16 protein-coding genes and 1 pseudogene are annotated in these 20546 nt (G+C 60.5%); 12 read left to right on the top strand and 5 right to left on the bottom strand.

Annotation, left to right across the window (positions count from 1 at the left end; genetic code table 11):
• Window positions 1-47: 47 nt before the first annotated feature.
• From B5E56_RS06645 to B5E56_RS06635, 3 genes are all read right to left on the bottom strand, one after another.
• Window positions 48-1712, bottom strand: coding sequence for a Na+/H+ antiporter NhaC family protein (locus B5E56_RS06645; RefSeq protein WP_087389132.1), 1665 nt, complete (start codon window positions 1710-1712; stop codon window positions 48-50).
• Between the two features lie 408 nt (window positions 1713-2120).
• Window positions 2121-3791: a Na+/H+ antiporter NhaC family protein gene (locus B5E56_RS06640; protein ID WP_087389131.1), complete on the bottom strand. Its 1671-nt coding sequence runs from the start codon at window positions 3789-3791 to the stop codon at window positions 2121-2123.
• Between the two features lie 140 nt (window positions 3792-3931).
• On the bottom strand, window positions 3932-4453 hold the full coding sequence (locus B5E56_RS06635; RefSeq protein WP_087389130.1) for a transcription repressor NadR: 522 nt from the start codon (window positions 4451-4453) through the stop codon (window positions 3932-3934).
• Between the two features lie 216 nt (window positions 4454-4669).
• Between B5E56_RS06635 and B5E56_RS06630 the strand changes: the two genes are divergently transcribed.
• The 5 genes from B5E56_RS06630 (at window position 4670) to B5E56_RS06610 (ending at window position 10063) form a co-directional block, all read left to right on the top strand.
• Window positions 4670-5197 carry a QueT transporter family protein gene (locus B5E56_RS06630; RefSeq protein ID WP_087389129.1) on the top strand — a complete coding sequence of 176 codons (528 nt, stop codon included), beginning with the start codon at window positions 4670-4672 and terminating at the stop codon, window positions 5195-5197.
• Window positions 5198-5238: 41 nt separating this feature from the next.
• The gene (gene galU / locus B5E56_RS06625) at window positions 5239-6111 is read left to right on the top strand and encodes a UTP--glucose-1-phosphate uridylyltransferase GalU (RefSeq protein WP_087270121.1); all 873 of its coding nucleotides are present in this window, start codon (window positions 5239-5241) and stop codon (window positions 6109-6111) included.
• A 175-nt stretch (window positions 6112-6286) separates the two neighbouring features.
• Entirely contained in the window at window positions 6287-6613 is a 327-nt protein-coding gene (locus tag B5E56_RS06620) for a hypothetical protein (RefSeq protein WP_087389128.1), read from the top strand.
• A 307-nt stretch (window positions 6614-6920) separates the two neighbouring features.
• Window positions 6921-8852: an S-layer homology domain-containing protein gene (locus B5E56_RS06615; protein WP_087389127.1), complete on the top strand. Its 1932-nt coding sequence runs from the start codon at window positions 6921-6923 to the stop codon at window positions 8850-8852.
• Between the two features lie 8 nt (window positions 8853-8860).
• Complete coding sequence (locus B5E56_RS06610; RefSeq protein WP_087389126.1) at window positions 8861-10063, top strand: leucine-rich repeat domain-containing protein; 1203 nt, start codon at window positions 8861-8863, stop codon at window positions 10061-10063.
• A gap of 94 nt (window positions 10064-10157) precedes the next feature.
• On the opposite strand, the gene B5E56_RS06605 is transcribed toward B5E56_RS06610, so the two are convergent.
• Complete coding sequence (locus tag B5E56_RS06605) at window positions 10158-10931, bottom strand: polysaccharide deacetylase family protein (RefSeq protein ID WP_087389125.1); 774 nt, start codon at window positions 10929-10931, stop codon at window positions 10158-10160.
• A gap of 333 nt (window positions 10932-11264) precedes the next feature.
• On the opposite strand from B5E56_RS06605, the gene B5E56_RS06600 reads away from it, so the two are divergent.
• The 4 genes and pseudogenes from B5E56_RS06600 to B5E56_RS06585 all read left to right on the top strand — a co-directional run bounded on the left by B5E56_RS06600 (window position 11265) and on the right by B5E56_RS06585 (window position 16098).
• Complete coding sequence (locus B5E56_RS06600) at window positions 11265-12074, top strand: IclR family transcriptional regulator (protein WP_087389124.1); 810 nt, start codon at window positions 11265-11267, stop codon at window positions 12072-12074.
• A gap of 18 nt (window positions 12075-12092) precedes the next feature.
• Window positions 12093-13937 carry a dihydroxy-acid dehydratase domain-containing protein gene (locus B5E56_RS06595; RefSeq protein ID WP_242958804.1) on the top strand — a complete coding sequence of 615 codons (1845 nt, stop codon included), beginning with the start codon at window positions 12093-12095 and terminating at the stop codon, window positions 13935-13937.
• 34 nt (window positions 13938-13971) lie between these two features.
• Window positions 13972-15265: pseudogene (locus B5E56_RS06590) on the top strand (lactate racemase domain-containing protein).
• 167 nt (window positions 15266-15432) lie between these two features.
• A complete protein-coding gene (locus tag B5E56_RS06585) occupies window positions 15433-16098 on the top strand; it encodes a UDP-N-acetylglucosamine pyrophosphorylase (RefSeq protein ID WP_087389148.1) in 666 nt (221 codons plus the stop codon).
• A 67-nt stretch (window positions 16099-16165) separates the two neighbouring features.
• Here the strand turns inward: B5E56_RS06585 and B5E56_RS06580 are convergent, their stop codons facing one another.
• A complete protein-coding gene (locus B5E56_RS06580; RefSeq protein ID WP_087389123.1) occupies window positions 16166-16507 on the bottom strand; it encodes a winged helix-turn-helix domain-containing protein in 342 nt (113 codons plus the stop codon).
• Between the two features lie 331 nt (window positions 16508-16838).
• Here B5E56_RS06580 and B5E56_RS06575 point away from each other — a divergent pair, with 331 nt between their 5' ends.
• Genes B5E56_RS06575 through B5E56_RS06565 form a run of 3 tightly spaced genes read left to right on the top strand, consistent with a single transcriptional unit; the run spans window position 16839 to window position 20482 of the window.
• Window positions 16839-17699, top strand: coding sequence for an FAD binding domain-containing protein (locus tag B5E56_RS06575; protein WP_087189022.1), 861 nt, complete (start codon window positions 16839-16841; stop codon window positions 17697-17699).
• Between the two features lie 18 nt (window positions 17700-17717).
• A complete protein-coding gene (locus B5E56_RS06570; RefSeq protein ID WP_087269024.1) occupies window positions 17718-18191 on the top strand; it encodes a (2Fe-2S)-binding protein in 474 nt (157 codons plus the stop codon).
• Between the two features lie 5 nt (window positions 18192-18196).
• Window positions 18197-20482, top strand: coding sequence for a xanthine dehydrogenase family protein molybdopterin-binding subunit (locus B5E56_RS06565; RefSeq protein ID WP_242958803.1), 2286 nt, complete (start codon window positions 18197-18199; stop codon window positions 20480-20482).
• Window positions 20483-20546 lie beyond the last annotated feature (64 nt).

Genomic DNA, 20546 nt, shown 5'->3' with positions numbered 1-20546 from the left:
TGTGAGGGCCGGACTTTTTTTCTTCCTTCCCGCCTACTGGCAAGGAATCAGTCTCGCTGAGAGTGGACATTCATGGAGTGGTTGGCCTTGCCGATGACGACCAGCACCACCACCATGGAAACCACAGCAATCAGCAGGTTCAGGATCATGTTCTGGAGGAGAGCCGCCAGGATGTAGTTGACAAAGCAGACCGCCGCCACAGTGACCGCATAGGGCAGCTGAGTGGCCACATGATTCAGGTGGTAGCACTGAGCGCCGGAGGAGGCCATGATGGTGGTATCGGAGATGGGAGAGCAGTGGTCGCCCATAACCGCGCCGCCCAGAGTGGCAGCGATGGCAATCATCAGCATCTCGTTGCCGTTGATCAGGTCGGCAGTTAGATCGGCAGCCGCCACGCCGCCGGAGAACACCGGGATGACGATGGGCAGCAGGATGGTGAAGGTACCCCAGGAGGTACCGGTGGCGAAGCCCAGGAACGCGGCGATAATGAACACCACGGCGGGCAGGAAGTTGTGCAGGCTGTCGCCGAAGCCGGAGACGATGTCAGCCACGAACTCGGGAGCGCCCAGAGCCTTGGTCACGTCGCCGATGGTCCAGGCCAGGCAGAGGATCAGGATGGCGGGCACCATCTGCTTGAAGCCATCAGGCAGGCAGTCCATCAGCTCAGTGAACTTCATGGAGCGGCGCACCATAAAGAAAATCATAGTGAAGATCAGGGCAATCAGAGAACCCAGAGGCAGAGCGGAGAAGGCGTCGGTGTTGGCAAAGGCGCTGATGAGGTCGGTGCCGCCGCCCTGATAGCCCACATAGATCATGGCGCCCACGCAGCAGGCTACCAGCACGATCACGGGGATCACCAGGTCGATGACCTTGCCGTTGGGATTGAACTTCATTTCCTCCACACCGGCGAAGGGACGCTCGGGGGTGGTGTACAGGTCGCCCTTGGCGGCGTTGTCCTCGTGCTTCTTCATGGGACCGTAGTCGATGTTCAGGCTGGTCATAACCATGATGAACACCAGGGTCAGAATGGCGTAGTAGTTGTAAGGAATGGCCTTCAGGAAGATCTGGAAGCCCAGTTCGTCGTTGCCGATGATACCGGTGACAGCCGCGGCCCAGGAGGACACGGGCATCATGATACAAACGGGAGCGGCGGTAGCGTCGCACATATAGGACAGCTTGGCGCGGGAGATGTGGTGGCCGTCGGTGACGGGACGCATCACGTTACCGGTAGTCAGATTGTTGAAGTAGTCGTCCACGCCCAGCACGATGGCCAGGATGAAGGTGGACCACAGAGCGCCGGATTTGGTCTTGATGTGCTTGACGGCCCAGTCGCCGTAGGCCTTGGAGCCGCCGGCCCGGATCATCAGGGCCACCATGGTGCCCAGGATGACCAGGAACATCAGGATACCCATGTTGCCGCCGGCGTTGCTGCACAGGCGGGACACGAAATCCTGGATGGCGTCAATGGGATTGCCGTTGGTGAACAGCAGGCAGCCCACGATGATGCCCAGGAACAGAGAAGAATACACTTCCTTGGTGATGAGTGCCAGGATGATGGCTACCACGGGAGGCAGCAGAGATGCGATGGTGCCCCAAGCCGCGATTTGAGCGGTGGAATCGCCTTCGGCGAAAGCCGCCGTTGCCAGGATGCAAATCAGGGTAAACAGGGTCAGCAGGATCTTGCCAGATCGTTTGATACGCGGTGAATTCATATCAGCCCTCCTAATAAGATCGGTGAATCCTAAAGCTCCCCAACCCAAGGACTCGAAAGGTATCATAACAAAATTGTTATTAAATTGACAATGTATTTTTGACATTTTGCACATTTTTGTAGGGGCGCACAGAAAAATGTACATTTTTTTGTGCATATAATCCATACACTTTTCTTTTTTATTCCATTTTATTCCTATAAAATCCTTTCCTGATAGGAAGAAGGTTTCTTTTTGCCTAGATGTTTAGGCGGAACTACGTAGGCGCAGCCGGTTTTTTACACACCAGTTTGTGCATATTTTTAAACTATTAAGTTTATTTTTGGGTTCCTCTAAAACAAAAAATCACCCCCGCCGCTTCATACGGTGGGGGTGATTTTTTCGGATTCAGTTAGTCTGCCGACATCATGCTCAGTCGCGCTGAGAGTGACGGTTCAAGGAGTGGTTGAGCTTGCCTACCACCAGCATAAAGCCCACAGTGGAGGCCACGGCAATGAGCAGGCAGACGACCTGAGGCACATAATCGATAATCAGGCCGGTGATAATGTAGTTGACGAAGCCGATGGCAGCCACGGTAACCGCGTAAGGCATCTGAGTAGCCACATGGTTGAGGTGGTAGCACTGCGCACCGGTGGATGCCATAATGGTGGTGTCGGAGATGGGAGAGCAGTGGTCGCCCATAACCGCGCCGCCCAGAGTGGCGCCGATGCCCACCATCAGGATGGGCACTTCGTTCAGGGTTTCGGCGGTCAGGTTGTCGAAGCCGCCGGGGGTGAAGATCTCCAGCACGATGGGCAGCAGGATGCCGAAGGTACCCCAGGAGGTGCCGGTGGCGAAGCCCAGGAAGCAGGCAATGAGGAAGACCACGGCGGGCAGGAAGTTATGCAGGCCGGGGCCAAGGGTTTCCACGAACTCAGCCACGAACTCAGGGGCGCCCAGGCCATCCCGGGTGACGCCGCTGATGGTCCAGGCCATGCAGAGGATCAGGATGGCAGGCACCATCTGCTTGAAACCTTCAGGCAGGCAGTCCATCAACTCGGTAAACTTCATGGAGCGGCGGACAGCAAAGTAGATCATATTGATGACCAGAGCGATGGTGGCGCCGAAGGGCAGGCCGAAGAAAGCATCGGTGTTGGCGAACATATCCAAGATACCCTCGCCGCCGCCCAGCCAGCCGGCATAAAGCAAGCCGCCCACGCAGCAGACGATGAGGATGACCACGGGGATCACCAGATCAATCACCATGCCGTTGGGGTTGAACTTCATTTCGGCAGTGTCGGCATAGGGCCGCTCGGGGGTGGTATACAGGTCGCCCTTGGCGGCGTTGTCCTCATGCTTCTTCATGGGACCGTAGTCGATATTCAGGGCGGTCATCATGATGATAAACACCATGGTAAGGATGGCATAGTAGTTGTAGGGGATGGCCCGCAGGAAGATCTGGAAGCCCAGCTCCTCGTTGTTGATAACGCCGGTGACAGCCGCGGCCCAGGAGGAGACGGGCATCATGATACACACGGGGGCGGCGGTGGCGTCGCACATATAGGACAGCTTGGCCCGGGAGATGTGGTGGCCGTCGGTGACGGGACGCATCACGTTACCGGTGGTCAGGTTGTTGAAGTAGTCGTCCACGCCCAGCACGATGGCCAGGATGAAGGTGGACCACAGAGCGCCGGATTTGGTCTTGATGTGCTTGACGGCCCAGTCGCCGTAGGCCTTGGAGCCGCCGGCCCGGATCATCAGGGCCACCATGGTGCCCAGAATGACCAGGAAGATGAGGATACCTGCGTTACCGCCGATGTTGCCAATAAATCCGTTGACCAGATGGTCAATGGTAAGCACCACATCGAAGTCGGCCTGCAGCAGGAAACCTACCACGATGCCGATGAACAGGGACGAGTAGACTTCCTTCGTGATCAGTGCCAGAACAATTGCGACAACAGGCGGCAACAGGGACCAGGGGGTACCGAAGAATTTGCTCTGGACCTCTTCGCCTTCTGCGAAGGCGACCGTCATCAGAACACAGGCTAAGGCAAAGACGACCAGCAGAATTCTTCCGAAGCGTTGCATTCGTGGTGAGTTCATAATAACCCTCCCTTATAATTTCGAATCCCAAAAGCCTCCCCAACCCTAGGATTCGTACCCTATGATACACCATCATTCACAATTTGGCAATACTTTTTCGGCAGATTTAACATAAGTTTCGCCATCCATTTATTTTATATTTACATATCCAGCAAAAAGCCTGTGTTTCTTAGAGAATCCAGTATCCTTTGGAACGTTTTATCGTCCCTGCACCGAATCGTATGAAGATGGATGCCCCCTGTCAAATTAGACAAAGGCCGGGCGCCATCGGCCGCTACCCGGCTGAGGAACTCCTGTACATCATATCGGGAACGCACCCCCAATATGCCTGTGAGCTGGCCATAGACCGGATGCTCCACAATTACGTCGGCCACCTCGCCCCCGGCGTCCACAATGGCGTTGAGTTCGGCCCCCATCTCCTCCGGAGCGTGGACGCAGGCCACCCGCCGTTCCACTCCGGCAGGGCGGCGTCCCAGCACATAGCCCCGGGGAGTGGCCACGATATCCGCCCCGGCAGCCCGCAGCAGAGCCACGTCCCCCACGATGATCTGCCGGCTCACCGAGAACCGCCTGGCCAGCGCCGTGGCGCTCACCGGCCCTCCGGCCTTCTCCAACATCTGCTCCACCGCCTTCCGGCGGTCCTGTGCGGCGGATCGTTCCATCCTGCTTCCTCCTTTGTCTTTTTGACCAGTATAGCAGGTTCCTCCGGTCCTGTAAATCAGCGCCGGAAAGGCCGCCTTCCCTTGCCTTTCCACAGGGATTGTGCTAGAATGTGACCGACTGGTTTCCACACCCGGTCCAAGCGCGGCAGCGCCGCGTTCGTTCGGCGGGACTCACCGCCGTTCTCTAAATACGAAAATGGAGGTTCCAACTCAAGTATGCGCAAATCTACCACCCGTGATCTTACCCTGGCCGCCATGGTGGCCGCCGTCTACTTCGTCCTTTGCTATTTTGGCAACATCTTTCAGCTCACCTTCGGACCTGTCCAGGTCCGTCTGGGAGAGGCCCTCACCGTGCTGCCGTTCCTGTTCCCGGCCACCGCGCCGGGCCTGGCGCTGGGCTGTCTGCTGACCAACATTCTCTCCCCCTACGGACCTATCGACATGGTGGTGGGTACTCTGGCCACCGCTATCGCCGCTTTTCTGAGCGCCAAAATGCCCCGCTGGTATCTGGCCGCCCTGCCCCCCATCGTAATGAACGCCCTGCTGCTGCCCCCAATGTGGGCCTGGGCGCAGGCAGGCGCTGTCAACAGCACGTTCTGGGCCGCTTATGGTTTTAATATGTGGACCTTCGTGGTGGGCGAAGCTCTGGCCTGCTATGTGCTGGGCTCCGTACTGCTGCTGGCCCTGCCCAAGGTCCGCTATTTCCGCACCATGATCCCCGAGCGCCGCCTGGCTGCCCGCTGAGGCGATGCCCTCAGTCTTACAACAAACAAGGAGGATTCCCCATGAAAGTCCGCAAGGCCGTCATCCCCGCCGCTGGTCTGGGGACAAGGATGCTCCCCGCCACCAAGACTGTCCCCAAGGAAATGCTTCCCATGGTGGACAAGCCCGTAATCCAGTATATCATTGAGGAGGCGGTGGCCTCCGGTATCGAGGACATCCTCATTGTCACCAACCGGGCCAAATCCGCCATGGACGATTACTTCGACTACTATCCCGAGCTTGAGACCCGTCTGCTCCAGGCCGGCAAGGAGCGGGAGCTGGTGGAGGTCCGCCGGGCCGCCGATCTGGCCAACATTTTCTATGTCCGCCAGAAAGAGACCAAAGGCCTGGGCCACGCCATTTACCGGGCCAAGCGCTTTGTGGGAGACGAGCCCTTTGCCGTGCTGCTGGGCGACGACATCATGCGGGCCGAAAAGCCGGTGACCCTCCAGCTTATCGAGGGGGCCGAAAAGTACGGCGCCTCCGCTGTAGGCGTCCAGAAGGTATCCACCGAGGCGATCTCCCGCTATTCCTCTGTGAAGATTTCCGCTCTGGAGGACCGGATCTTCGACGTGTCCGACATGAACGAAAAGCCCACCCCCCAGGAGATGTTCTCCAATTACGCCATCCTGGGCCGGTATGTGCTCACCCCCCAGATCTTCGACATTCTGGAGAACCTGAAGCCGGGCTACGGCGGCGAGATCCAGCTCACCGACGGTCTGCGGGAGCTCTGCCGCAAGAGCCGGATGGTAGCCGTGGACTTTGAGGGCCGCCGGTACGATACCGGCAACCTGTGCGGCTTCCTGGAGGCCACCATCGATTTCGCCCTGGAAAACAAGGCGACGGCCTCCTGGCTGAGTCATTTTATTAAGGAAAAGGCAGAGAGCCTGCGGTAATGTGTGGATTGCCGCCGCTGCTGTATACAACTTCTTTGGCCTGCGCCCTAAGGCGCAGGCCATTTTTATTTCGCTTCTCTTCCATCCTTGCCACATTGTTCCTGATGTACTATAATAATGGAAACGTCTGTCGGCCGCTGCCACAAATCAACTGCAACAGAGAGGAGTTTTGAGTATGGCAAGAACAACCTTCAGAATTGACTTTCATCAGCCCCCTCAGGTCGTGGACCAGATGGTGCGCGATATCCTGATCGCCGACGATTACCGGGAGATCGACTACAACCGGGAAGTGGTGTGGAAAAAAGGAACCGGTCTCATGACCGCCATGCACTACATCAAGATCGAGTACCAGGGCAGCACACTGGTGGTGTCCGGCTGGGTGCAGATCGGCGTGGGCTCGGTGGGCGGCAAGGAGCGGGACCTGGAAGGCATCACCGCCTCCATCCCCAAAAAATCCGTCAAGAAAACCATAGAAAAGCTGAGAGCCGCTATTCAGCAATAAAATTTCCTTTCTCAACTTAAGAGCCAGGCCAGTTATCCGCTAGTCTGGTTCTTTTTATGCGCAAAGTCGGGTTTCAAATTTTCTAAAAAAGATCGCAAAAAATAAAACCGCGCCCCTCCCCCAGTGCTCTTACTGTCGTGAGCGGCAAGCTCGCACAGGCTGGAGCGGCGGAGGCGCAGGCGCTTCCTTTCCATGGGATCTGGTTGCCGGACCGGCAGGAGATTCAAACAAACTGACTGCCTTGCCCTCCGCCGCCGGCACCTTCCTGTACCGCAGCGCTACCTAAAAAAGAAAGAGAGGAATTTTGATGAAACGGATCCAGTTACCCAAAAAGCTGCTCTCCGCCCTCTGCGCGGCGGCCCTCCTGGCAGGGGCCATGCCCGGAGCGCTGGCAGCAGAACGTACCCAGCAAGTCCCCCTCCAGCGCCAGAGCATTGCCACCAACGCGGGTGTCTTTACCTACATCGACGCCCAGGGCGGCCTGTGGTCCTGGGGGCATAGCCTGACCGGAGGCGTGGGCAACGGCACTACCTCTTCCACTACCGGTACTCCGGAGAAGATCCTGGACAATGTGGTATTTGTCAGCAGCGGCCTCAACAACAACGGCGCCGCCATTCAGTCGGACGGCTCCCTCTGGGTGTGGGGTGACACCAGCCTGGACATGGACTACGCCAATCAAGCGTGGGCCCCGGTCCGGCTGGAGGGGGTAAAGGTCCTGCTGCCTGACGGAACGGTCTCCCAGCCCACTGAGGAACCGGAGCAGACCGAACTGCGGCACAGCGGCTCCACCACGCTGGAAAAACTGAGCAAGGAAGAGATCGTCCAGCTGCTAAATCAGGCCTCCAGCACTCTTCCCAACCCCGTTCTGACGGAGGAACCCTCCATCCACGCTCCCTATGCCACCGGCGCGGTGGATCACCAGGCCCTGGAGGCCGCTGCCCAGCGTCTGAATGTGCTGCGGCGGCTGGCCGGTGTACCTCAGGTTCAGCTGGACGACAGTCTGAGCGAAAACGCCCAGTATGGCGCGGTACTGCTGGCCCACCTGGGCAGTCTGAACCATACCCCCGCCAAGCCTGCGGATATGGACAACAGCTTCTATCAAAAGGCCTATGAGGCCACCTCCACCAGCAACATCGCGGCAGGCATGGATCTGCTGGAGTCGGTGGATATGTTTATGCAGGACAGCGACGCCCGCAACGTGGAGCGGGTGGGGCACCGCCGCTGGCAGCTCAACCCCGAGCTGGGCCGGGTTGGCTTTGGCTACGCCCAGAACCCGGACAGTATCTACCGCGACTTTGTAACCGAGAAGGTCACCGACACCAGCGGCAGCGGCTGCGACTATGACTTTATCGGCTGGCCCGCCTCGGGCAACTTCCCCAACTACCTGGACAGCTTTGACGCCAACACCGCCTGGAGCGTGGTGCTTAACCCCGATGATTATCAGGTGCCCACCCAGTCCGGCCTTGTAGTCACTCTGGTGCGCCAGAGCGACGGCAAGACCTGGACCCTGGACGGCAAGGCCAGCTATACCCCCGCCGCCTCCGGCCGTTACCTCAATGTGGAGACCTCCGGCGTGGGCAACTGCATCATCTTCCGGCCCGACGGGGTGACCAAGTATGAGGGTGTTTACCAGGTCACCATCGACGGCCTGAAGGACCGCTCCGGCAAGGCTGTGGACTTCACCTACCAGGTGGACTTTTTCTCCCAGCCCGACAACGCTTCCAAGCCCTCCGACTGGGCGGCAGCCTCTGTCCAGGAGGCCATCCAGCTGGGCGTGGTGCCCTTTGAGCTTCAGACCGGCTACACCCAAACTGCCACCCGTCAGGAGATCTGCGCCCTGGTGGTCCGCTTCTATGAAACCGTGACCGGCAGCCCGGTGCAGGGCCGCGTCTCCTTCTCCGACACCAAGGATGAGGACGTGGAGAAGGCCGCCTACCTGGGCATTGTAAACGGCGTGGGCGACGGCAGCTTCCACCCCAATGACCCGCTGACCCGGGAGCAGGCGGCGGTCATGCTCACCCGACTGGCTCAGAGTATGTCCAAACACCTGCCGGCGGCAGAAGCAAACTTCACCGGCCGGGCGGAGATCTCCCCCTGGGCACTGGAGGCCACAGGGGCCATTCAGGGGTGCGGCGTTATGAACGGCGTGGGCGGCGGACGGTTTGCCCCCTCCCTGTCCTACAGCCGGGAGCAGTGCATCACCACCCTGATGCGGCTGTACCACTATATTTCCAAATAAAGGAGGACGTGCTGGCGCTGGAGGAGCGGGACGGCATCCGGCTCCACACCCTGGCCCCCATTGGACTTCTCTTCCCCTGCCTTGCCGGGGAACTGCCCGACCCCACCGTCTTTTCCCAGACCTGGCAGGCTGTCACCGCCGGGTTGGGGACCGCCGGGGCGGCAGGCACCACCGCCGCCGCGGCAGCCGGGACCCAGACAGCCGGAGGCACAACGGCGGCGGCCTCGGCAGCAGGCGGAAAGGCCGCGGCGGGGACCGCCGTCAAGTCGGCTGCGTCCGGGGCCTTCAAACTCAAGCTGGTTGCCGGGCTGGCGGCGGGCGGCCTGCTGGTGGGCGGCGTAGGACTGGCCCTCCATGAGCCCACCCTCACCTTCATTGACCCCGTCTTTGAGCAGAATATCCGCATTATCATCGACAAGCCGGAGGGCCCCATCCACCCCAGCGATGTGGAATTTATCCACTTCCTCCATGTAACAGAAGAAGGTATTTCCGAAAGCTGGGACCCTACCGCTGATGGGCCTGTGGTGGAGGACGGCGCGTTGCTGGATACGTTTGAAGCATCTTCCCAGTTCCAGTGGCTCAGTTTTGATGATCTTGGAAACAGTTCTCCCTCTGTGGACCATGTGGACTTTTTAAATCAGATGCCCAATCTGACGTATTTGGATATAGAAGTGGCTCCAGGCACAGACTTGACCCTTCTGGAGCAAAAGGAATCTCTGGTTTCTCTGAACCTCTACACTCAGGGCAATATGACTCTGGACATCTCCCAGCTGAAGCACCTGGAAGAGATCAGAGTGGTCAGCATCGATGGGACCGCCCTTCTGGAGGTCAACAACACGCTGCCCAGCCTAAGATTGTTGGAGTTCCATGATTATGACGGCGATGGCGTAGCATTCTCCCCCTCCCTGGACACCATTACCAATCTGCCCAATCTGGAATATCTGTCTATGGATACCGCCGGCGCAGATCTGACCCCGCTCAGCACCCTTTCCAAGCTGCGGGCCATCTCTCTGGACGGCGTGTCCCGCCCCCTGGACCTGACGCCTTTGACACAATGCCCCAACCTTGAGGCATATAAATTGTACGGAAGAGGTCCTGACGAGGGACTTGTGATTCCGCCTGAACTCAAGACTGAGAACGCCGCCGGTCAGACCGCCCAGGATATCCAGTTTGAAATTTCATCAGACATTATGGACCGGTCTTTGACGTAATAGCTCTCCCACAGTTTATAAACAGGGGAGCTTGCTGCATATTGCAGCAAGCTCCCCTGTTTTCTGTCTCCCATACGTTCCGCCCATCCGCCGCTCAGCTCTGGCAGGGCTGCTGCCGGCCGGTGTGGTCGATGGTATAGTCTGTGCCGCACGTTCCCGGCAGGATGATCTGGGAGATGGGCACAAAGGTGTACCCCTCCTGAAGCAGGGACTGGATGATCCCGGGCAGGGCCTCTGGCGTGTGGATGGCCGCATTGTGGAAGAGCACGATAGACCCCGGGTACACCCGGCTCACCACCCGCTGGGTGATCTCGTCCGCCGGGATCTCCTTCCAGTCCAGGCTGTCTACATCCCACTGGATGGGCTCCATACCCATGGAGCGGATGGCGGCAATCACATGGTCGTCATACTCCCCGTAGGGACAGCGGATCAGGGTAGGCCGTACGCCGGTGATGGCCTCGATCTTGTCGTTGCAGGCCGACACGTCGGCAATGATCTCCTCGGTGGACAGGCTGTTGTAGTGGGCGTGGGTGTTGGAGTGGTTCATGATCTCATGACCGGCCTCGTGGAGCGCCTTCACCGACTCCGGGTATTTGTCCACCCACTCCCCCACCACAAAAAAGGTGGCCTTGATCTGGTACTGGCCCAGAATATCAATGAGCTGCTGGGTGTCCTCATTTCCCCAGGCCGCGTCGAAGGAGATAGCCACCATCTTCTGGTCCCGCTGGACGCAATAGATGGGCAGCTGCCGTTTGGTAGCCGCCGCGCTTACCACCTCCGGATAATTGACGATGTAGAACATGGCGGCGGCCGCCAACACACAGGCCAGCACCGCCAGCAGCTTTCGCCGCAGCAGAATGATCTTCATTCCCGTACCTCCTACCATTTGATTGGTACAGACTATGACAAGATCTTCCGGTTCAGAATCGGCAGACAGTTCCCCGGCCTCTTTTGCAGCGCATTGGAAATACTACCTAATTCTCCTTACTCTATCATCACGTTCTTTTGTGAAAGTTCACTTATACACCGCGACAAAATATACCCGATCTTTTTGTGCAATTTGGAACTGTCTTTCTGTATTTAGAATGCGCCTGGGAGGAAATCCTCCCTTTTCATTTGGTCTCATTTCTATATTTAAAATCCCCTTTTAAATATCCATTTTCTAGAATAATATAGAATCCTATGCGAAGGAGGTTTCTATATGCATTGGGGCAAGGAACTGCACGAAATGATGCGGATGTACAGCTCCATGAAGGCGCTGCAGCTGCTGGTTGCTCTGGCAGAGAGCGAGGAAGAGGTTCCCCTGGCCAAGCTGTCCGCCATGACCGGTATTCCGCCCAGCTCCACCCACCGCATCCTCCAGGAGATGCAGCACTGCGGCTTTGTAACAAAGGATGACGCCCGGAAATGTTACCGTGTGGGCTTCGAGGCCCGTCTGCTGGCCCTTCAGCTGCAAAAGACCAACTTCCTCTATGAGGCGGCCAAGGCGGAGATGACCTACCTGAACAACCTGAGTCTGGAGACCATCCACCTGATTGGAGAAGAGGACCGGGAGGCGGTCTATCTGACCAAACTGGGCGCCAAGAACTCGGTGGGCCTCCACTCTGCCGTAGGCAAGCGCATCCCCCTCCACTGCACCAGCGGCGGCAAGGCCCTGCTGGCCTGGAAGTCGGAGAGTTGGCTGAAAAACTATCTGGAGCACACCGAACTGACCCGGTACACCTCCAAGACCCTGGCCGATCCGGAGAGTCTCCTGCGGGAGCTGGAGGTCATCCGGATTCAGGGTTACGCCGTGGACAACCACGAACACCACACCGACGTGGTCTGCATCGCCGCTCCTATTTTCGATGTGGACAACCAGGCGCCGGCCGCCATCAGCATTGCCGCGCCCGACTACCGCTTTTCACTGGAAAAGGCCCTCTCCTACGGCAGGGAGCTGCTCCAGTGCGCGGCCCGAATCACCGAAAAGCTGGGATGCAGCTATCCCATCCAGCTTTCCAAATCATCCTGATATAAGGAGGCAGCTTCCATGGAAGAGACACTGGATCTCATTTATAAAGATCCCAAGTATCCCAGTTCCAAGGTGGTAAACGGTCTGAGTATGGCAGGCCCCCGGGCCCATCTGCGGGGCATGGGGCTGGACAATGAGGACCTGTCCAAGCCCTTCATCGGCGTCATCAACACCTATAACGAGATGCACCCCGGCCACGTCCATCTGGACCGGCTGGGCAAGCTGGTGCGGGACGGCGTTCTGGAGGCGGGGGGCATCCCCTTCGAGGTCAGCACCATCTCCATCTGCGACGGCTTCTCCCAGGGCCACGTGGGTATGTGCAGCGTGCTGCCCAGCCGGGAGATCATCGCCGACTCCATCGACGTGTACGCCGCCGGCCACCAGCTGGACGGTTTGGTGCTCATCGGCGGCTGTGACAAGATCGTGCCCGCCATGCTGATGGCGGCCCTGCGGGTCAACCTGCCCACGGTCATCGTCACCGGCGGCCCCATGATGCCCGCCGTCTACAAGGGCCGCACCTACGCTACCTACGAGCTCAAGGAAATGGCCGGTAAGCTCACCCGTGGAGAGCTCTCCCGCCAGGAATATGAGTACATGGAGGGGCTCATGTCCCCCACCCCCGGCTCCTGTGCCATGATGGGCACGGCCAACACCATGTCGGTGGTAGCGGAGGCCCTGGGCCTCACCCTTCCGGGCAGCGCCTGCGCCCACGCCGTCAGCGGCAAGAAAAACCGGGTGGCCAAACTCAGCGGCAAGGCCGTGGTGCGTCTGGTAGAAAAGAATATCCGCCCCCGGGACATCGTAACCCAGAAGATGCTGGAGCTGGCCGTGCGGGTGGGGCTGAGCGTGGGCGGCTCCACCAACATGACCCTGCATATGCCCGCCATCGCCCATGAGGCAGGCCTGTCCATGACATTGGAGGACATGGGCCGTCTGTCCGCCGACACCCCCTACCTGGCCAAGATCAAGCCCTCCGGCACCCACACCATGCTGGATCTGGATCAGGCCGGCGGCGTGGGCGCGGTGATGCGGGAGCTGGACGGGCTTATCGATCTGGACCAGATGACGGTCAACGGACGCACCCACCGCCAGAACGTGGCGGATGTTGTGGAGTACAACCCGGAGGTCATCCACCCGGTGGAGCAGGCCTACAGCGACCACGGCTCCATTACCGTCCTCAAGGGCAACCTGGCCCCCGACGGCGCTGTCGTCAAGCAGTCCGCCGTGGCGGCCCAGATGCGCAAGCACAGCGACCCGGCCCACTGCCTTGAGTGTGAGGAGGACGCCGTCAAGGCCATCTACGGCGGCGGCATCCAGCACGGCGAGGTCATTGTCATCCGCAACGAGGGCCCCCAGGGCGGCCCGGGTATGCGGGAAATGCTCACCGCCACCGCCGCGCTGGTGGGCATGGGCTTTGCCGAGTCGGTGGCCCTGGTCACCGACGGGCGCTTCTCCGGCGCCACCCGGGGTCCCTGCATCTGTGCCGCCCTCCAGCTCACCGGACTCATCTCCGCCATGGCCTGCGGCGGCAAGCAGGCCGCCATCAGCCACTCTCTGTACAGCTACTTCTGCACCTGCCGCCCGGAGATCCGCTCCCGGTTCCTCCACGGAGAGCTGGTGGGGGCCAGCCTGGTCTACCAGCTAGCCGTCAACGGCGCCCCCCAGGCAGAGCAGGAGGGGCTGGACCGATTCCTGCGGCGGTTTGCACTGCCCGCCTGTCTGGAGGAGCTGGGCCTGGCCGACAGCCCGGAGGAGCGGGACAGTCTCTTTGCCTTCCTGGCGGAACATATGCCTGTTACCGAGCCCCAGGAGCTGGAGCGGCTACGGACCCAGGCCCCGCTGCTCTTCCACGGTCTGAACTAACCCAAACCCATCTGCATCAATAAGGAGATCATCTATGAAGCTTGATTTTGAATACGGCCACGGCCTGATGAGCGCTGAGCTGCCCGACAACACCGACGTGTTTATCCCCGGCACCACCGTGCCCGACCCTGAGTGCCTGCCCCAGGACTGGGACAGCCTGTACAACGCCACCCTGGAGTCCATCCGCAACCCCATGGGTATGCCTCCTCTGAAGGAGCTGGCCGCTCCCGGCAAGACCGTGGTTTTCGTCATCCCCGACATCGTGAAGGGCGGCTGCCAGCCCACTTCCCACCGGAAGGTGTCCATCCGGGCCTGCCTGGATGAGCTGTACGCCGCCGGCGTGGAGAAGAAGGACATCCTGTTCATGTTCTCCAACGGCCTGCACCCCCGTGCCACCGTGTCTGAGATGAAGCAGATCCTGGGCGAGGAGCTGTTCAACGAGTTCTACTGGACCAACCAGATCACCAGCCATGACTCCGAGGACTACGAGCACATGGTGGACCTGGGCACCACCAAGCGGGGCGACCCCGTGCTGATGAACAAGTATGTCTTTGACTGCGACATCCCCATCCTCATCGGCCACACCCAGGGCAACCCCTACGGCGGCTACTCCGGCGGCTACAAGCACTGCGCCACCGGCATCACCCACTGGCGGAGCATTGCCAGCCACCACGTGCCCAAGGTCATGCACCGGGACGACTTCACCCCCGTGTCCGGCCACTCCCTGATGCGCACCAAGTTCGACGAGATCGGGATGCACATGGAGGAGAAGATGGGCCACCCCTTCTTCTGCTGCGACGCCGTGCTGGACACCTACTCCCGCCAGATCGCCATCTACTCCGGCTACGCCAAGGTGATGCAGCCCGAGTCCTGGAAGCTGGCCAACAAGCGCACCTACGTCCCCTTCGCCGAGAAGAAGTACGACGTGATGGTGTTTGGTATGCCCCAGAACTTCCACTACGGCAACGGCATGGGCACCAACCCCATCCAGATGATGCAGGCTCTCTCCGCCCAGGTCATCCGCCACAAGCGGGTCATGAAGGACAACTGCGTCATCATCTGCTCCTCCATCTGCAACGGCTACTTCCACGACGAGCTGCGGCCACATCGCCGAGATGAACACCTCCGCCATCTACATCGTGGGTGCTCAGGAGCCCGGCATTGCCCGGGGCATGGGTCTCAAGACCCGGGCCACCTTCGAGGAGGCTCTGGAGGACGCCAAGAAGAAGTTCGTGGGCACCAACCCCAACATCCTGGCTCTGCCCCAGACCTTCAAGCTGGGCGCCGTCCATCTGTGCATGAAGGACGACGATCTGAGCAACGTGTAATTCTGCACTGTATAAACGGCCGTGCTGTGAAGAATGATTCACGGCACGGCCGTTTTGGTGACAAGGCGCAGTCTTTGTGCTATAATACAGCCCGGATATGGCTTTGCCCCAGGAGGTCCCTGCGGCGAAAGTTTGAGATTTCAATGAAACAGGAGGTCCTGTATCCTATGAACATCACCATTTCCGATCTGCTCGATCTGTCCCACACCCTGGCCGGGGATTATCTCCGGCAGTTTCAGTACCCCTGGGAGGCCCTGGACGGCATCAAGGACCTGATCCTCTCCCTGGGCAGCCAGCTCTCCTCCGAGGAGTACAGCCAGCCCCAGGAGCACGTCTGGGTCCACAAAACCGCCGTGGTGGCCCCCACCGCCTACCTGGGTGCGCCCTGCATCATCGGCCCTGAGACCGAGGTGCGCCACTGCGCCTTTATCCGGGGCTCCGCTCTGGTGGGTGCCCACTGCGTGGTGGGCAACTCGGTGGAGCTGAAAAACGTCATTCTCTTCGACAACGTCCAGACCCCCCACTACAACTATGTGGGCGACTCCATCCTGGGCTACAAGAGCCACATGGGCGCCGGCTCCATCACCTCCAACGTCAAGTCCGACAAGACCCTGGTGGTGGTGAAGGGGGAGACCCCCATCCCCACCGGTCGGAAGAAGATGGGCGCCATCCTGGGCGACTTTGTGGAAGTGGGCTGCAACTCGGTCCTCAACCCCGGCACCATTCTGGGCCGCCACAGCAGCGTATACCCCACCTCCTGCGTCCGGGGCGTCATTCCCGCCCACAGCATTTATAAGGACAAGGATCACATCGTCCTGCGGGAGGAGCAGTAACCCTTTTACCTGTAAACAGCGCCCCGTTGGAGAGAAACTCTCCAACGGGGCGCTGTTCTTTTGTGTCCTATTGGCCGTCCCGGGGCAGGCGGTCCAGCTGCGCCTGGGCAACCTCCTGCACCGCCTGCCGGGCCTGCCGGAACCAGGCCAGCAGGGCCTTGGCCTGGGGCGTGATGGTGCTGCCGCCGCCCCCCAGGCCCCCCGCCTCGGTACTCACCAGGGGCATAGCCAGCCCACGCTCCGCCGTGTGGAGGATTTTCAGGGCTTTGGAGTAGGACAGTCCCATTTTCTGGGCAGCCGCCCGCAGGGAGCCGGTCCGCTCCACCTGCTCCAGCAGCTCCGCCGGTCCCGGCCCGAAGATCCGCCGCCCCGTCTCATCCGTCAGATAGAATTTTCCTTCCCCCCGCATGGCCCGCTCCCTTCTCTGCCGTCCGGCTGCTATGCCGGGCGGGTTTTGCTTCTATGGCCATTATATCGTTGTGTTTTCAAAAACACAACGTAGATTTTCTTTATCGATTTACCCCATTACCACCAGGTAATCCTGGAAAACTTAGCACTTTTTATATTCGTTTTGTCTGTTTCACTTTTCTCATTCTCCCTTTGTCGGCACTCTTTCGAATTTTTCCAATCTTTGTTCGTGTCCGAACCATTCATTTGACTTTCCTATACCAAAAGGTTTAAATATAATTATAGTTTAGTTTTAATCCTCATGATTCTGTTTCAAAGGAGAGGAGTATACCATGGAATATGTGAACGCATCGTCTGTCCAGCAAGTGCTGGACACGCTGGCTCAGGCCGACGGCGGAGCCGTGGTCCTGGCCGGCGGCACTGACCTGATGGTGGATTTCAAGGCCGGGAAGGTACAGCCCCAGGTGTGGGTAGATGTAACCCGGGTACCCGAGCTGTGCGGCATCACCGTGGAGGACGGCAAGCTGGTCATCGGCGCCGCCGTCACCCTGACCACCATCGCCCGCTCGCCGCTGGTCCGCCAATACTTCCCCTCCCTGGCTCAGGGCTGCGGCACGGTAGGGTCCCTCCAGATCCGCAACTCGGCCACTCTGGTGGGCAACGTGGTCAGCGCCCAGCCCGCCGGCGACGGCGCCATGTCCCTGGCCCCCCTGGCCCCCACCTTCACCGTCCTGTCCGCCCAGGGGGCGCGTCAGCTGTCCATGGGTGAGATGTACGCCGGCTTCGCCCGCAGCACCATCGACCACAGCCGGGAGCTGGTGACCAAGATCTCCATTCCTCTGCCCCAGCCCGGGGAGGCCGCTTCCTTTGTGCGACTGGAGCTGCGGAAATCCCTGTCCCTGCCCATGCTCAACTGCGCCGCCATGGTCCATGTGGAGGACGGCCTGGTCACCTGGGCCCGGATCACCATGGCCCCCGTGGGCGTGGGACCTGTGCGGGCCCAGGCCGCCGAGGCCTTCCTGGCGGGCAAGCCCCTCACCGATGAGAACATGGCCCAGGCCGGACAGCTGGCCCTGGAAAACGCCAACCCCAGAAGCAACCCCCTGCGGGGCAGCCGGGAGTACCGGCTGGACACCCTGCCGGTGATCATCCGCCGGGCCCTGGAGGCCTGCCGGGATCAGCTGGCACATTGAGAGAAAGGCGGAATTGACATGGCTGTTTTACATACCACCATCAACGGCGAGGCCATTACGGCGGAGGTGGACCCCTCCATCTCCCTGGCCCAGTTCCTGCGGGACAATCTCTACCTCACCGGCACCAAGATCGGCTGCGGCAAGGGGGAGTGCGGCGCCTGCACCATCATCATGGACGGCAAATCGGTGACCTCCTGCATCATCCCCGTCATGCGGGCGGAGGGGGCCGTCATCCAGACCATCGAGGGTGTGGCCAAAAACGGCAAGCTCCACCCCCTGCAGGAGGAGTTCATCAACCAGGGGGCCGTCCAGTGCGGCTTCTGCACCCCCGGCATGATCATGTCGGCCAAGGCCCTGCTGGATGAGAACCCGGAGCCTAAAAAGGAGGAGATCCGGGAGGCTCTGGGCGGCAACATCTGCCGCTGCACCGGATACGTCAACATCGAGCGGGCGGTGGAGGCCGCCGCCCAGCGCATCCAGAAGGGGGAGTGAAGAGCATGAAATATGTAGGACAGAGCATTCCCCGTAACGACGGCTTTGACAAGGTTACTGGCCGGGGCCTGTTCACCTTCGACGTGACCCTGCCCCGGATGGTATACGGCAAGGTGCTGCGCAGCCCCTACGCCCACGCCAAGGTGCTGAGCATTGACACCTCCGCGGCCGAGGCCCTGCCCGGCGTGCGGGCGGTGTGCACCTTCAAGAACACCTCCAACAAGGTGTGGAATGGGGCGGCCCCCATGTTCATCACCCCCCTGCCCCACAAGCCGGTGCTGGATCAGACCATCTTCACCGATGAGCCCAAGTACATTGGCGACGAGGTGGCCGCCGTGGCCGCCGACACCGAGGCCATTGCCGAGCAGGCGGTAAAGCTCATTAAGGTAGAGTGGCAGGAGCTGCCCGCCGTCTACGACCCCCTGGAGGCCGTCAAGCCCGAGTCCCCCGAGGTCCAGCCCAAGTTTGCCAACCCCGATTTTCATAACATCTGCGGCGGGCCCATTGTGCTGGAATTCGGCGGCGATCCCACCTCCGCCTTTGACCAGTGCGACGCGGTGGTGGAGTACGACGTGACCCTGCCCCGGGTGAAGCAGGCCCAGATGGAGCCCCACGGCGCGGTGGCCACCTACAGCCCCGACGGACGGCTGGAGGTCATCTGCACCACCCAGTCCCTCTACCCCACCAAGATGATTTTGGCCGAGGCCCTGGACATTCCGGTGAGCAAGGTCACCGTGAAGAACGCCCCCTATGTGGGCGGCGGCTTCGGCGTGCGCATCGGCCTGTCCGGCAAGGCGGAGATTCTGGCGGCCGCTCTGTCCATGCAGTGCTTCCGCCCCGTCAAGCTGATCTACACCCGTGAGGAGGACTTTACCTGTTCCGACTCCCGCCACGGCGGCTACCTCAAGTGCAAGCTGGGGGCCAAGGCCGACGGCACCTTTGTTGCCATCGACACCCAGGCCTGGCTGAACACCGGCGCCTACGCCACCTTCGGCACCGACCTGGTGGGCGTGTGCGGCGCCTGCGGCACCGCCGGGGCCTACGCCATCCCCAACTTCCGCTATACCGGCTGGCCGGTGTACACCAACCAGATGACCGCCGGTGCCATGCGCGGCTTCGGTACCCCCCAGGGCAACGCGGTGGTGGAGCCCGCCATTGAGCTGATGGCGGAAAAGCTGGGTATGGACCCCATCGAGCTGCGGAAGAAGAACTCCACCCGGGAGGACACCAAGAACTGGTTCCCCTTCCCGCCGGGCTCCTGCGGCACCAACGAGTGCCTGGACAAGGCGGCCGCCGCCATCGGCTGGTATGACAAGCACGGCAAGGCCGGTGAGCGGACCGGCCGCATCCGCCGGGGCGTGGGCATCTCCGCCGGTACCCACGTCAGCAACGCCGCCCCCTTCTGCGTGGACTACAACACCGTCATTCTCCGCATCGAGCGGGACGGCACCCTCTTCGTCAACTCCTCCATCCCGGAGATCGGCCCCGGCTCAACCACCGCCTGCCTCCAGGTGGCCGCCGACCTCATCGGGGTACCCTACAAGGACGCTGTCATGAAGTTCGGCGACACCGATGCCGCCCCCTTCGACATCGGCTCCCACGCCACCCGCACCCTGTACACCGTCAGCTATGTCATGGCCGACGCCGGCAAAAAGCTGCGGAAGGACATTTTCGACTGGGTGGGGCCCAAGCTGGGCATCGATCCGGAAAACCTGGATATGACCGACGGCATCATCACCTGCGACGGCAAGCAGGTGGCCACCCTGGCCGACATGGCCTCCCAGGCCCATCTGGAGGGCAAGCAGTTCCTGGCCTCCTCCTGCCAGGTGCCCCCCAACTGTCTCCCCTTCTACGCCCAGGCCGCCGAGGTGGAGGTGGACATGGAGACCGGCATGGTGAAGGTCATCAAGGTAGCCGCCGCCCACGACGTGGGCAAGGCGGTCAACCCGCCTCTGTGCCGCGGCCAGATCGAAGGCGGCGTGCTCCAGGGCGTGGGCTATGCCGTCCGGGAGGAGATGACCTATGTGGAGGGTAAGGGCTTCTACAACAAGGGCTTCCACTCCTATATGCTGCCCACCGCCGATGACCGGCCGGAGATCGAGTCCATCCTGGTGGAGAATCCGGACCCCTCCGGTGTGTTCGGCATCATCGGCATCGGCGAGTGCGGCGTCAACCCCACCCTGGCTGCCATCGGCAATGCAGTGGCCGACGCCACCGGTGTGCGCTTCCACGAGTTCCCCCTGACCCCCAGCCGGGTGCTGGCGGGCCTGAAGGCCGCGGGCAAGGCCTAAGTTCCTTGACAGACCCCGTCCTCTCCGTGTATCATGGAAGAACAGAATGACACGGAAAGGGGCG

The sequence above is a fragment of the Flavonifractor sp. An112 genome (assembly GCF_002161085.1).
Classification (GTDB): Bacteria; Bacillota; Clostridia; order Oscillospirales; family Oscillospiraceae; genus Flavonifractor; species Flavonifractor avicola.
Note: the sequence above shows the minus strand (reverse complement) of the source record. Positions and strands in the feature narration are given on the sequence as shown.